Raw genomic sequence first — 12,282 nt, 5'->3', positions numbered from 1 at the left:
CGGTTGTACGGTTTAGTAGCCGTCGAGGGCAGCCCAGGCCTCGTACAGGCCGTTGTCCTTGTGGTAGACGGCAGTGCACGTGAAGTTGAAGGTGCCGCTCTTGCCCGTGAGAAGTGTGCCGTTGAACTGACCCGTCGAAATGTACTGGGGGTTGCCAGAGGCATCCACACCGTCGCGCTCGACGATCCAGTTCTCCATCTTGCCCTGCATGACGGTTGAGGAAATTGCGTTCTTGCACTCCAGCTTCACGCCATATTCCTCGTCGGTGCTGACGCCCCCGGAAGAACCCGTACCCTGAGTCGGTGCAGGGCTGGGCTTCGTGCCGACGGGAGGCGCGGACTGGGTCGGTGCAGGGGCGGGAGCCACGGGGGCCGACGGGCTTGGGGCCGCGGAAGGAACGGACGTGGGCGCTGCGCTGGTCGGGGCGCTCGGCGAGGCCGATGCCTCGTCGTTGGAGGAATCGTCCTTGGTGAGCGCCCAGATTGCAACGCCAGCGACCAGGATCATGACCACGACGGCCGCGATGATGCCGATGATCAGCCCGGTCTTCGACTTCTGCTCCGGCTGTCCACCGTAGGGGGCACCCTGGAACTGGCCCTGGGGGTAGTATCCCTGCTGAGGCTGCTGGGCGTAACCCTGCTGCTGATATCCGCCTGCCACGGGCATCTGCTGGGTGTACTGCTGCCCGGCCGGATACTGGCCGTTTCCGCCAGCAGGCTGCTGGTTGGGATTGTAGGGGTTTGACATAGGTGTTCCCGGTATTGAGTGAGTGAGGATCAGCCGGTCTTACAGACAACGAGTTGTGAGAGCAAGCTCGTGATCATGACGGTCTAGGCGTTTTTGTATGTGAGAAGAGTATCGAACGAGTCGAGGCTCTTCACGTAGTAGCCCTTGCATTCGAACGACCAGCGCCCGGTCTTGTTGGTCGTCGTATCCGTTCCGGTGACGATGCCGGTGTAGACGTGCTTCTCTCCGTTGGGGAGTACCTCGGGCTGTGCGTAGTTCTCGTTCGAAACATTGGCGTTCGACCACTTGCGATTGATTTGTTCTTTGCACGAGGCGAGAACTCGTTCCTTCATGTCGCCCTGTCCGCCGTTCCCATTCCCGGGCGCTGCTCCCTGCGTGGGGTTGGTGCCCACTGGCGGCTGTGTGGGGTTGGTGCCCACGGGTGGCTGCATCGGGTTGGTACCCGCCGCAGGGCCAGAGGCCTGAGAGGGAACTCCCGGCATAGCGGGTGAATCAGCGTCGGAGTCCGAGTCGTTCTTGCTCAGTGCCCAGATCGCGATGCCGGCGATGATGGCAACGACCAGGACGGCGGCGATGATGCCGATGATGAGGCCCGTCTTTTTCTTCTCCGTTGCTCCGCCGTAGGGAGCGCCCGGAAACTGCCCCTGTTGGTAGTAGCCCTGCTGAGGCTGCTGTCCAAATCCCTGATTCTGGCCGTAGCCGCCCGCGCCAGGCATCTGCTGGCCGGGCTGCTGGACGTAGGCCCCGCCAAGCTGCTGCCCGGCCGGGTACTGGCCGCTGCCGGGCATCGGCTGCTGGTTGGGGTTGAAAGGGTTCGACATGGGGACTCCTCCGTCTATCGGAAGCTGTCAGCGTGTGTCAGCGCTGTGTCTCAGTAATCTTCGGGGATAACGACTGCGGTGAAACTCTTCGAGCTGCCGAAGTAGAAGACAGAGCAGGTGAAGCTAGTGTTGACGTTCTTTTTCGTAATCTTGTCCGTGCCGGTGAGCGTGCCGGTGTAATCCCACCACTGGGTGTCGCCGTAGCTATCCTGCAGCTCAAGCTTTGCGCCTGAGACACTCGCGTTCGTGTACTCGTCGTTGATTTCCTTGGTGCACTCGGCGATGGCCTGCTGTTCCAGATCGGAGTTAGAGCCGCCACCGGGGGCTGCGCCCTGCGAGGGGTTGGTGCCCACGGGCGGCTGCGAGGGGTTGGTGCCCACCGGGGGCTGCGAGGGGTTTGCGCCAGCGGAAGGGGCTGCGGTGCTCGGGGCGCTCTGGGCAGCATCAGCGTCGGAAGAGTCGTCGCCGGACACGAACCACCAGATGGCGACACCGGCGGCAATGAGCACGACCACGACGGCTGCGACGATCCCGATGATGAGGCCCGTCTTTTTCTTTGCCGGCTGCCCGCCGCCCGGGGCGCCCTGGAACTGGCCCTGCTGGTAGTAGCCCTGCTGGGCCTGCTGACCGTATCCCTGAGACTGGCCGTAGCCGCCCGCTAGGGGCATCTGCTGGGTGGGCTGTTGCCCGTAGCCGCCCGCTACGGGCATCTGCTGGGTGGGCTGCTGCCCATAGCCTCCCATGGCGGGCATCTGCTGGGTGGGCTGCTGCCCAAAGTCACCTTGTGGGTATGCGCCCTGCTGGGGGTACCCACCCTGCTGGGGCTGGAAGGGCTGCTGATTCTCGGGAGAATAGGGCGTGCTCATAGTGTACTTCCGTGTTGGTGAGAGAGGTCTCAGGGAACGTTCTGTATCCTACCAGGCGCTAGGCTTGTGGCATGACGATCGACTATCTGACTGAGACGCGACCGCTGATGCCCCGCGAAGACATCCTGCCCGTCATTATCGGAGGAGACTTCGGCGTATACGGAATTGGGCGTTGTTTCAATGAAGCGTTCGGTTGTCGGTGCATCTGCGTGGGATCGCAGCCGACCGAGTCGATCACCCGTTCGCACTTTTTTGATGTCCGCCACGTGAGTGCCCATGCGAGTGACGCACAGCTCCTGGACATCCTCATGACCATTGCGGGCGAGCATCCGGATAAGAAGCTGATCCTGATGGCCAACCACGACATCTTCTCGGCGTTCGTTGCTCGGAACATGGAGACGCTCTCGCGCCACTACGCGCTGCCGTTCCCCACCGAGGAAGTCATGGAACGACTCACCGACAAGGCGGAGTTTGCTCGTGAGTGCGAGCGGGCAGGCATTGCTACGCCGGGTACTGTCGAGGTCGATTTCTCTGGCATGGAGGACGAGGCCTGGGCTGCTCCTGAGATTCCCTTCAGCTTCCCGGTTGTTGCTAAGTCTGCGAAGGGCGAGCCCTACGACGTGCTCGAGTTCGAGGGCAAGCGCAAGATCTGGTTCATCGACACGGCCGAGGAGCTCACTCAGCTGTGGGAGACCCTGAAGGCCGCGGGCTTCCGCGATACCTTCCTGGTGCAGGAGTTGATTCCCGGCGATAACACCGCGATGCGCTCGATCACGGCGTACGTGGACTCGCGCGGAGAGGTGACCCTGATCGGGTCGGCGCGCGTCCTCCTCGAAGACCACGCGCCCACGATGATCGGCAACCCCGTCGCCATGATCACTGAGGACTTTCCGGCGTTGTGGCGCGACGCCTGTGCCCTGCTGACCGAGAACGGCTACCGCGGTTTCGCAAACTTCGACGTGAAGATCGACCCCCGGGACGGGCGAGCGCTCTTCTTTGAGGTGAACCCGCGCATCGGCCGCAACAACTGGTACATGGCCGCCGCCGGCGCGAACCCGATGATCCCGATGGTCGAGGACCTTATCGACGGCAAGGCCTGCGAGCAGACCCGGGCAACTGACGAGATTCTCTACACCCTCGTCCCGGACTCCCTTCTGCTGCACTACATCACCGATGAGGATCTGCGCGCGCGCGTCAAGCGCATCATCCGTGAGGGCCGGCGATTCGATCTGCTCCTCAATCCGACGGAGAAGGATCTGCGACGTAACCTCATCGTCTGGCTCCAAAAGCAAAACCACCGACGTAAGTTCGCCCGATACTACCCGGAGCCGACGGAGACGTCGTATTGACTCCCACCGCCCCGGCCCGCCCCGGCCTCGTCGGTGGGGGAGGAGGCCCTGATAGACTGACCCCCTACGCGACCGATAGTTCCGACTAACGAGGACACCATGACGACAACCGCACTCGTGCCCATTTCTCAGGAAGACAAGATCGCCGCGGTCTCTGGCTTCCAGGACCGCTCCCTGCCTATCGAACAGACGTGCGTGTGGGAGGCTTTTGAGGAATCCCAAGGCCACGGAGTGTGGGGACGCTACGCCTGGTGCGAGGATGATTCCAAGGTTGCGTTCATCACCCTCTACAAGTATTCGGTGCGCGGCGTCCACTACCTGTGGGCGAAGTGGGGACCCGCGTGGGTCAAGGAAGCGACGCCCGAACGCGAAGCCGCCCTGCGCGCCGACCTCCTGCGCGAGATTAAGGCAAAGGATAAGACCGTCGCCTTCGTGCGCCTGCACGCCATCTACCAGCACCCCGACCTGTGCATGCCACTGCAGACGATCTCCTACGACCGCACCGTCGTCATCGACACCTCTGGCAAGACCGAAGAAGCGATCCTCGCCGCCATGCCCAAGGCGGGTAAGCGTTCGATTCGCTCTGGCCTGAAGAAGGGCAAGGCCGAGGGCGTGACCTTCCACGAGGACACTGCCAATGCCGAGGCCGTCATCGACGAGTACTACGCCGTCATGGAGGAGACCGCCAAGCGCGACGGCTTCCGTCCCCACCCCAAGGAGTACTACCTCAGCCTGCTTCAGACGCTGGGCCCGAAGCACGCGCGCATCTTCTCGATGCGCGATGCCGACGGAAGTATCCTGTGCTGGGACTTCTGCCTTGTTGAGGGAATCCGCGCGCAGGCCGAGTACGGCGCCTCCACCGAGGCCGGTCGTCGTCTGCGTCAGCCTCCGGTCCTGGACTTCCTGGCGGCCGAATTCCTCGCCCGCGACGGCGTGCGTGAGTTCGACCTGATGGGCGCGCATTCGCCGCGCTGCCCCGATCTCTATAGCGTCGGAAAGTACAAGAGCGCCTTCGCCACGCACTTCACAGACGTGCCCGGTGGCTGGGACATGCCCATCAAGAAGTCCACCTACCGTGCCCTGATCGCCGCGAAGGCTGTGAAGGACTGGCGCGCCCGCTCCTGAAGCGTTCGCGCCACGGGGCTAGAATTCAATTCGCAACACAATCTCGCGTATCTAACGAAACTAGGAGACACAGTGCCCGATATCTCGCTCGTCATTGACGGACACGAACAGACCGTACCGGCGGGGACCACGGGCACAACGTGGTTCGAGAAGTCGCGCGACGTCGTCGCCATCAAGGTTGACGGTACGCCGCGTGACCTCGAGACGCCTTTTGAAGCAGGAACGACCGTCGAGGCCATCACCTTGGCCAGCGAGGACGGCCTGAACATCCTGCGCCACAGCGCCACGCACCTGCTCGCGCAGGCCGTCCAGGATGTGTTCCCCGACGTGAACCTGGGCATCGGGCCCTTCATTACCGACGGCTTCTACTACGACTTCGGCAATATCGATGCGGTGACCCCCGAGCTGCTGCGCGACCTCGAGAAGCGCATGAAGCGCATCGTCAAGGAAGGTCAGCGCTTTGTGCGTCGCGAGATCTCCGAGGAGGAGGCCGTCGTCGAGCTGGCCGAGCAGCCCTACAAGCTCGAGCTCGTCACTACGAAGGGTAAGGGCGCCGAGGGCGCTTCCGTCGAGGTCGGCGGCGGCACGCTCACCATGTACGACAACGTCCGCCGCGACGGCTCGGTCGCGTGGAAGGACCTGTGCCGCGGTCCGCACCTGCCCTCCACCAAGCTCATCGGTAACGGCTTCGCGCTGACCAAGGCCTCGGCCGCCTACTGGAAGGGCGACCAGGCGGGCGATCAGCTCCAGCGCATCTACGGAACCGCCTGGGCCTCCAAGGATGACCTCGTCGCCTACCAGGAGCGCATCAAGGAAGCCGAGCGCCGCGACCACCGTCGCCTCGGCGCCGAGCTGGACCTGTACTCCTTCCCCGAGGAGATCGGCCCCGGCCTCGTCGTATTCCATCCCAAGGGCGGAATCCTGCGCCACGAGATCGAGTCCTACGTGACCGACCGTCACAAGGCGGCCGGCTTCGACTTCGTGCACACGCCCGAGATCTCCAAGGGCGGTCTCTTCCACACGTCGGGTCACCTGCCCTACTACGCGGACACGATGTTCCCGCCCATGCTCGTCGACGAAGAGCGCGACGAGGATGGCAACGTCACCAAGGCAGGCCAGGAGTACTACCTCAAGGCCATGAACTGCCCGATGCACAACCTGATCTTCCGTTCGCGTGGCCGCTCCTACCGCGAGCTGCCTCTGCGCTTCTACGAGCTGGGCCACGACTACCGCTACGAGAAGAGCGGTGTCGTCCACGGCCTGACCCGCATGCGCGGCTTCACGCAGGACGACTCGCACACCTACTGCACGCCTGAGCAGGCCTCAGAAGAGATCCGCACGCAGATCGAGTTCTTCCTGTCGATTCTCTCGGCTTTCGGCCTCAAGGACTTCTACCTGGAGCTGTCCACGCGCGACGAGGACGGCAAGAAGAAGGACAAGTTCATCGGCTCGGATGAGGATTGGGCGGCTGCCACGAAGGCCCTCGAGGACGCCTGCGCGGCGACCGGCCTCGACCTGGTTCCGGATCCGGGCGGTGCCGCCTTCTACGGCCCCAAGGTCTCCGTGCAGGTTAAGGACGCGATCGGTCGCACCTGGCAGATGTCGACGATCCAGTACGACTTCAACCAGCCCGACCGCTTCGACCTGGAGTACACGGCAGCCGACGGCTCCCGTCAGCGCCCCGTCATGATCCACTCCGCCAAGCTGGGTTCGGTCGAGCGCTTCATTGGCGTTCTCACCGAGCACTACGCGGGTGCATTCCCGGCGTGGCTCTCGCCCGTCCAGGTTCGCCTCATCCCCGTCGCCGAGGCCTTCGACGGCTACGTCAAGGACGTTGCCGCGAAGCTGCGCGAGCGCGGCGTGCGCGTCGAGACCGACCTGTCGGACGACCGCTTCGGCAAGAAGATTCGCAACGCCTCCAAGGACAAGATCCCGTTCACGCTCATCGCCGGCGGCGAGGACGTCGAGGCTGGGGCCGTGTCCTTCCGTCTGCGTGACGGCTCGCAGCACAACGGCGTCGCCGTCGATCGCGCGGTCGAGCTGATCGTCTCGCACATCGAGCAGCGCAACAACGCCGATCAGATCGACGGCCTCGACGAGGCGTGAGAGTCATGAGCCGCGACGCCGGTTCGGACTCGATCGGTTCCCCGAACGGCCCGTTGCCGACCGAGGACGCCCGCTCGTTGGCGGGCGTCCCGGACGGCTTCGGTCGTTTCTGGACCCCCTACCGGATGGCCTATATACGCGGCGAAGGCAAGCCCGCCGACGCCTCGGACGTCGGGTGCCCGTTCTGCACGGCGCCCGGTAAGGACGACCAGGCTGGACTGATCGTCTACCGCGGCGACACCTGCTTCGTGCTCATGAACCTGTTCCCCTACAATTCCGGGCACCTGCTCGTGTGCCCGTATCGTCACGTCTCTGACTACACGGAGCTCACGGACGAGGAACGCGTGGAGCTGGGCAACCTGACGGCGAACGCCATGCGCGTCACCCGTGAGGTCGCGTCTCCGGCGGGTTTCAACCTGGGTATGAACCAGGGCGAGGTGGCCGGTGCCGGTATCGCCGCTCACCTGCACCAGCACGTCGTTCCGCGCTGGTTGGGGGACGCGAACTTCCTGCCGATCATTGCGCAGACGAAGGCCGTGCCTGAGCTCCTGGAGGACGCTCGCGCGCGGCTGGCCGCCGCCTGGCCGAAGGAGGACTAATGCTCGGAAACCACGGACGTTCCATCACGAAGGCAATCTTTACGCCTCTCGCTCGGGTTCTCGCACGCGTGGGCGTCACCCCGAATATGGTGACGGTCGCGGGCACTGTTGCGACGGTCGCGATCGCGGTCATTTGCATTCCTCAGGGATGGATTTGGCAGGGCGGCATCGTCCTGGCCGTCGTGATGTTCGGCGACTCCGTGGATGGCACGCTTGCGCGCATGACGACGGGCGGCACGCGTTTTGGTGCTTTCCTCGATTCGACGCTCGACCGTCTGGGCGACGGAGCCGTCTTTGGCTCCCTCACCGCCTACGCGGTCTTCCAGATGGACGACTCGTTCGTGCGCACATGGGCAATCATCTCCGGCATCTGCTCGATCGTTGGTGCGGCCGCCGTTCCCTACGCGCGCGCCCGCGCGGAATCTGTCGGCGTCGTCGCCAAGCTGGGCATCGCTGAGCGCACCGACCGGCTCATCATTGGCATGGGTACGGCGATCCTCATGAGTCTTGGTCTGCCCGAGTGGGTATTTGCGGCCGGCCTAACCTGGGTGGCGTTTGCATCCTTCGTCACCGTCTGCCAGCGCATTTGGTTCACTGCCCACAACATCGACGAGGGAACGCCGTGAGTTTTTCGCCCCTGTCGCTCGCCTTTTCGATCGCCCCCCGCTTGCCGCTGCGCCTCGTCATGCGCATGGCGGACACTGGTGCATCGATTGCGGCCAGGCGTGGGGGAGCCATGATCGACCGGCTGCGCGCCAACATGGCGCGTTTGACTGGAAACGAGCCATCCGCCCACGAGGTGCGTGACGCGGTCCGGTCGCACATCCGCAACTATGCTGAGCAGTTGATGCTCGGATCGCGTCGCGGCGAGCCGTTGCTCAAGGGAGTCTCCTTCGAGGGCTTCGAGGCCCTGGCCACGGCCAGCGAAGATGGACCGGTCGTCCTCGCTCTCGGACACTCCGGCAGCTGGGATCGTGCCGGCGCCTGGGTGTGTGCACACGGCCGGGGCATCGTGACTGTCGCGGAGAAGGTGGAGCCTCCCGCGCTGTTTGAACGTTTCGTGTCGCTGCGCGAAGGCCTCGGCATGGAGATCATTGGCGTCGTGAAGGGTGAGTCTGTCTTTTCCACCCTCATCGAGCGCGTGCGCGGCCGTCGCGTCATCGTCCCGCTTCTTGCAGACCGGGATATTTCGGGTTCGGGCATTGAGGTCGACCTGGGGACGCGGCGCGCACTCGTCGCCGCGGGTCCCGCTGCGCTCGCGACCAAGCTGGAGCGTCCGCTTTTCGCTGCCTGCATCACCTACGAGAACGAGACTCCGACTGGGGCCGATGTACGCGTGCGTTGCGTCGGACCGATCAATGCAGATGGCCAGGAGCACCCCGACCTCAACCGCGTCGAAGCTCTCACACAGGCGTGGGTGGACGAATTTGCCGCCATGATGGCGACCAAGGCGCAGGACTGGCACATGATGCAGCGCGTGTATGTGGAAGATCTTGACCCCGAGCGCCTGGCGCGCGCGAGGGCCGAGCACGAGAGGAAGAATCGATGAAGATCGGAATCGTGAATCCCTACTCCTGGGACGTGCCCGGGGGAGTGGGCTTCCATATCCGCGACCTCGCGTTGAAGCTGCGGTCCCGCGGACACGACGTTCAGGTGCTGACGCCGTCGACCTCGGAGGACCTGCCCGAGTGGATCACGTCCGCCGGTTCGTCCGTGTCGATCCCCTTCAACGGATCGGTGGCCAATATTTCCGTGAAGCCGAAGGCGCTCGCGCGTACTCGCCGTTGGCTGGCAGTGAACGATTTTGACGTCGTGCACGTCCACGAGCCTGTCGTTCCCTCGGTGTCGATGGCAGCTGCGATGCTTTCGACTGCCCCCCTCGTGGGGACATTCCACGCGGCCCTCGGTCGGTCGGTCTCGCGCGCGATTGCCTCGGCGCCCATGCGCCTGTACATGGAACGCATCGGAGTGCGCATCGCGGTGTCCGAGGAGGCGCGCCGAACGCTGATCGAGCACCACGGCGGCGATGCCGTCATCATTCCGAACGGGGTCGAAACGGCCTCGTTCCGCACCGCGCAGCCCCTTGAACAGTGGGTGGCGACGGACGAACGTCCGGTCATCGTGTTCCTCGGACGCCTCGATGAGCCCCGCAAGGGCCTGAGCATTTTCGCCGGTGCCATTGCTGGTGTCCTTGAGCGTTTCCCGGGTGCGCGTTTCCTGATTGCCGGCCGAGGAGATGCCCCGGAGATTCGCCAGGCCGTCGAGCGTTTTGGCGATTCCGTGTCCTTCCTCGGTGGAATCAGTGATGAGGAGAAGGAATCCTTGCTCGCCGGCGCCACCATCTACGTCGCTCCGCAGACGGGCGGAGAGTCATTCGGCATTGTCCTCGTCGAGGCGATGGCGGCCCATACGGCTGTCGTTGCCTCGGATATCCCGGCCTTCCGTGCGGTGCTTGAGGACGGGCGAGCTGGCGCGCTCTTCGAGAGGGGCAACAGCGACTCGCTCGCACGTACGCTCATCGACCTGCTGACCGACCGCGACCGCCTCGAGGAGCTGTCCGCTGCCGGAGCGCGCTCATCGGCGCAGTACGACTGGGAGGTTGTTGCCGATAAGGTCTTCGAGGTCTACAAGCTGGCGATTGACATGGGCAGTCCCGCCGAATCGGGAACGCGCCGGGCACGTGACCTGATCCGAGGTCGTGGAGAAGAAGGGGAGGAGCTCGCATGATCTCGCTGTCCCCGTGGCTGCTTGTCGCTATCGTATTCGCCGTTATCGCGCTCGGCGTCGTCGCAGGATTTGCGATCACGCGTGCGCGCCGTCTGGATCGGCTCCATCAGCGCATCCTTGCTTCGCGAGACTCTCTCTCGCGCCTCCTGCTGCGCCGGGCCTCCGAGGCAGACCTGCTGACCCGCAGCGTTGGGCTGGAAAGCTCCGGCCTCGCCGACGCTGCGCGCGCCTATATTCAGGATGGGGGAGACCAGCTCACCACCGATGGCCTCGACCGCCGAACTGCGGCGCAACGCCAGGGCGATCGTGTCGAGGTAGCGACGCGTTTGGAGCGTGCGTCCGCCTTGTCTCGCGCAATCCGTGAGACTCTCATCCCCGACGAACGGGCGCGCATTGCATCGGATCCTCAGGCCAGCGCACGCCTGGAAGCGTTGGATGCGACGTGCTATCGCATCGAGCTCACGCGCAACGTGCATAACGTGGATGTCGCGGGAGTTCGCGCCCTGCGTTCCGCACGAATGGTAAAATTGTTGCGACTGGCCGGGCATGCTCCGATTCCCGAGCCCATTGACTTTGACGATGACACGCGAACGGGTGGACGAGGTTACTGACATGCACGCGACCCACTGGGGAGGGCCCGGCGAGGACTATCGCCTCAGCAAGATCAGCAGTGCCACCATCGACTCCACTGATGGCGTCTCGGCACCGGCCCCCGACGATGCCGCTCCCGTCTGGCAGCCTCCCAAGGCCGCGCACTCCTTCCCCTGGTTCGAGGTCGTCATGACGACGATCGGCGTGCTGGGGACCATCGGCATCATCATCTACGGTTTGGCACCCGAGTCTTCAAGCGTGACCGCCTTTGTGAAGACGACGCTGCTGTCCCTGGTTGCCCTCGTGATCGTCGTCGGCTTCCTCCAGCGGATCGATCGCTGGGAGCCAGAACCGTGGACGACGAAGCTCGCGATGTTTCTGTGGGGCGGGGGTGTGGCGACCCTGACGTCGATGATTACGAACACGGCGCTCCACACAGACATTGCCTTCACGATCGGAGACCTGCGGCGCGCCGAGGCGCTTGCCATGTCATTCATTGCGCCACTCGTGGAGGAGACATTCAAGGGGATCGGTGTCCTCATCATCGTCGTTGTTCGGCGCAACAGCATCAACTCGGTACTCGATGGTGTCGTGTACGCGGGATTCTCGGCGGCGGGATTCCTTTTCTTCGAAGACATTTTGTACTTCCTGCGCACCGAGGGCCAAGGAACAAAGACTCTCGTGTTGGTGTTCGTTCTTCGTGCCCTGGCAGGGCCCTTTCTGCACGTGATGGCCACGTCGATGACGGGCATCGGATTGGCGCTCGCCCTCATCAAGTTCCGACGCGGATGGTCGAAGACCGCCATCGTTGTCCTGTTCTGGTTTGCTGCCATGCTCATTCACTTCGCATGGAACGGGAGCATCGCGTTGCCCGCATCCGGAACAGGGTTCATCGTGATGTACCTCGTGGTGGGTATTCCCGGGTTTGTCCTCTGGTCGATTCTCCTGCTTCGAGCTGCCCGACGGGAGGCTCTCCACATTCGCGACGGCCTCGTCCCCTACGTACGCACCGGATGGATCCTTCCCGGCGAAGTGTTGATGGCGACCGATCGTCGCGCGCGTAAAGCCGCCTTCAAGTGGGCTGCCCAGGGCGGACGGGATGCGAAGCGTGCCATGCGAGCCTTCTTGTCCGACCTGGCCTCCCTCGGCCTCGACCAGCGCCTCATGGCTCGCCACGGCGCCGATCGCTCGCGCATTGAAAACGATCGTCAGATGCTAGCCGATGCCGTTGGAAAGCGTCGTGAATTCCTGCGACTGACCTCTATCGCGGAGCAGCAAAAGGACGTCACAAACGCCGTCGCAGGTCGTGCGCAGGTCGCCTGACGCGTCGCATTGAACAGGGAAACAGGTC

The 12,282-nt window shown here is 63.8% G+C and carries 12 protein-coding genes; 9 read left to right on the top strand and 3 right to left on the bottom strand.

What is annotated here, in order from left to right:
- Positions 1–12 precede the first annotated feature (12 nt).
- The 3 genes from ACTODO_RS06605 to ACTODO_RS06595 form a co-directional block, all read right to left on the bottom strand.
- On the bottom strand, positions 13–747 hold the full coding sequence (locus ACTODO_RS06605; protein ID WP_003792555.1) for a flagellar basal body-associated FliL family protein: 735 nt from the start codon (positions 745–747) through the stop codon (positions 13–15).
- 83 nt (positions 748–830) lie between these two features.
- Entirely contained in the window at positions 831–1,568 is a 738-nt protein-coding gene (locus tag ACTODO_RS06600; protein ID WP_003792553.1) for a hypothetical protein, read from the bottom strand.
- 50 nt (positions 1,569–1,618) lie between these two features.
- Positions 1,619–2,434, bottom strand: coding sequence for a hypothetical protein (locus ACTODO_RS06595; RefSeq protein ID WP_003792552.1), 816 nt, complete (start codon positions 2,432–2,434; stop codon positions 1,619–1,621).
- 71 nt (positions 2,435–2,505) lie between these two features.
- On the opposite strand from ACTODO_RS06595, the gene ACTODO_RS06590 reads away from it, so the two are divergent.
- The 9 genes from ACTODO_RS06590 to ACTODO_RS06550 all read left to right on the top strand — a co-directional run bounded on the left by ACTODO_RS06590 (position 2,506) and on the right by ACTODO_RS06550 (position 12,254).
- Entirely contained in the window at positions 2,506–3,783 is a 1,278-nt protein-coding gene (locus ACTODO_RS06590; RefSeq protein ID WP_003792551.1) for a carboxylate--amine ligase, read from the top strand.
- A 99-nt stretch (positions 3,784–3,882) separates the two neighbouring features.
- Positions 3,883–4,908: a lipid II:glycine glycyltransferase FemX gene (locus ACTODO_RS06585; protein ID WP_003792550.1), complete on the top strand. Its 1,026-nt coding sequence runs from the start codon at positions 3,883–3,885 to the stop codon at positions 4,906–4,908.
- 72 nt (positions 4,909–4,980) lie between these two features.
- The gene (gene thrS / locus ACTODO_RS06580) at positions 4,981–7,014 is read left to right on the top strand and encodes a threonine--tRNA ligase (protein ID WP_003792549.1); all 2,034 of its coding nucleotides are present in this window, start codon (positions 4,981–4,983) and stop codon (positions 7,012–7,014) included.
- A gap of 5 nt (positions 7,015–7,019) precedes the next feature.
- Positions 7,020–7,613, top strand: a complete 594-nt coding sequence (locus ACTODO_RS06575) for an HIT family protein (RefSeq protein ID WP_003792548.1) — start codon at positions 7,020–7,022, stop codon at positions 7,611–7,613.
- On the top strand, positions 7,613–8,239 hold the full coding sequence (gene pgsA, locus ACTODO_RS06570; RefSeq protein ID WP_003792547.1) for a phosphatidylinositol phosphate synthase: 627 nt from the start codon (positions 7,613–7,615) through the stop codon (positions 8,237–8,239). The genes ACTODO_RS06575 and pgsA overlap by 1 nt, the downstream gene beginning before the upstream one ends.
- The gene (locus ACTODO_RS06565) at positions 8,236–9,162 is read left to right on the top strand and encodes a phosphatidylinositol mannoside acyltransferase (RefSeq protein WP_003792545.1); all 927 of its coding nucleotides are present in this window, start codon (positions 8,236–8,238) and stop codon (positions 9,160–9,162) included. The genes pgsA and ACTODO_RS06565 overlap by 4 nt, the downstream gene beginning before the upstream one ends.
- The gene (locus tag ACTODO_RS06560) at positions 9,159–10,340 is read left to right on the top strand and encodes a glycosyltransferase family 4 protein (protein ID WP_003792544.1); all 1,182 of its coding nucleotides are present in this window, start codon (positions 9,159–9,161) and stop codon (positions 10,338–10,340) included. Before ACTODO_RS06565 ends, ACTODO_RS06560 begins: the two co-directional genes overlap by 4 nt.
- Positions 10,337–10,951 carry a hypothetical protein gene (locus ACTODO_RS06555; RefSeq protein WP_003792543.1) on the top strand — a complete coding sequence of 205 codons (615 nt, stop codon included), beginning with the start codon at positions 10,337–10,339 and terminating at the stop codon, positions 10,949–10,951. The genes ACTODO_RS06560 and ACTODO_RS06555 overlap by 4 nt, the downstream gene beginning before the upstream one ends.
- Complete coding sequence (locus tag ACTODO_RS06550) at positions 10,920–12,254, top strand: PrsW family intramembrane metalloprotease (protein ID WP_003792542.1); 1,335 nt, start codon at positions 10,920–10,922, stop codon at positions 12,252–12,254. Before ACTODO_RS06555 ends, ACTODO_RS06550 begins: the two co-directional genes overlap by 32 nt.
- Positions 12,255–12,282: the final 28 nt, after the last annotated feature.

The sequence above is a fragment of the Schaalia dentiphila ATCC 17982 genome (genome assembly GCF_000154225.1).
Taxonomy (GTDB): domain Bacteria; phylum Actinomycetota; class Actinomycetes; order Actinomycetales; family Actinomycetaceae; genus Pauljensenia; species Pauljensenia dentiphila.
The sequence above is the reverse complement of the archived record's forward strand: the minus strand, read 5'-3'. Positions and strand labels throughout refer to the sequence as shown.

What these genes read in the sequence shown, in the direction of transcription:
- ACTODO_RS06605 (WP_003792555.1), bottom strand. Translation starts at nt 747, where the DNA reads ATGTCAAACCCCTACAATCCCAACCAGCAGCCTGCTGGCGGAAACGGC.
- ACTODO_RS06600 (WP_003792553.1), bottom strand. Translation starts at nt 1,568, where the DNA reads ATGTCGAACCCTTTCAACCCCAACCAGCAGCCGATGCCCGGCAGCGGC.
- ACTODO_RS06595 (WP_003792552.1), bottom strand. Translation starts at nt 2,434, where the DNA reads ATGAGCACGCCCTATTCTCCCGAGAATCAGCAGCCCTTCCAGCCCCAG.
- ACTODO_RS06590 (WP_003792551.1), top strand. Translation starts at nt 2,506, where the DNA reads ATGACGATCGACTATCTGACTGAGACGCGACCGCTGATGCCCCGCGAA.
- ACTODO_RS06585 (WP_003792550.1), top strand. Translation starts at nt 3,883, where the DNA reads ATGACGACAACCGCACTCGTGCCCATTTCTCAGGAAGACAAGATCGCC.
- ACTODO_RS06575 (WP_003792548.1), top strand. Translation starts at nt 7,020, where the DNA reads ATGAGCCGCGACGCCGGTTCGGACTCGATCGGTTCCCCGAACGGCCCG.
- pgsA (WP_003792547.1), top strand. Translation starts at nt 7,613, where the DNA reads ATGCTCGGAAACCACGGACGTTCCATCACGAAGGCAATCTTTACGCCT.
- ACTODO_RS06560 (WP_003792544.1), top strand. Translation starts at nt 9,159, where the DNA reads ATGAAGATCGGAATCGTGAATCCCTACTCCTGGGACGTGCCCGGGGGA.
- ACTODO_RS06555 (WP_003792543.1), top strand. Translation starts at nt 10,337, where the DNA reads ATGATCTCGCTGTCCCCGTGGCTGCTTGTCGCTATCGTATTCGCCGTT.
- ACTODO_RS06550 (WP_003792542.1), top strand. Translation starts at nt 10,920, where the DNA reads ATGACACGCGAACGGGTGGACGAGGTTACTGACATGCACGCGACCCAC.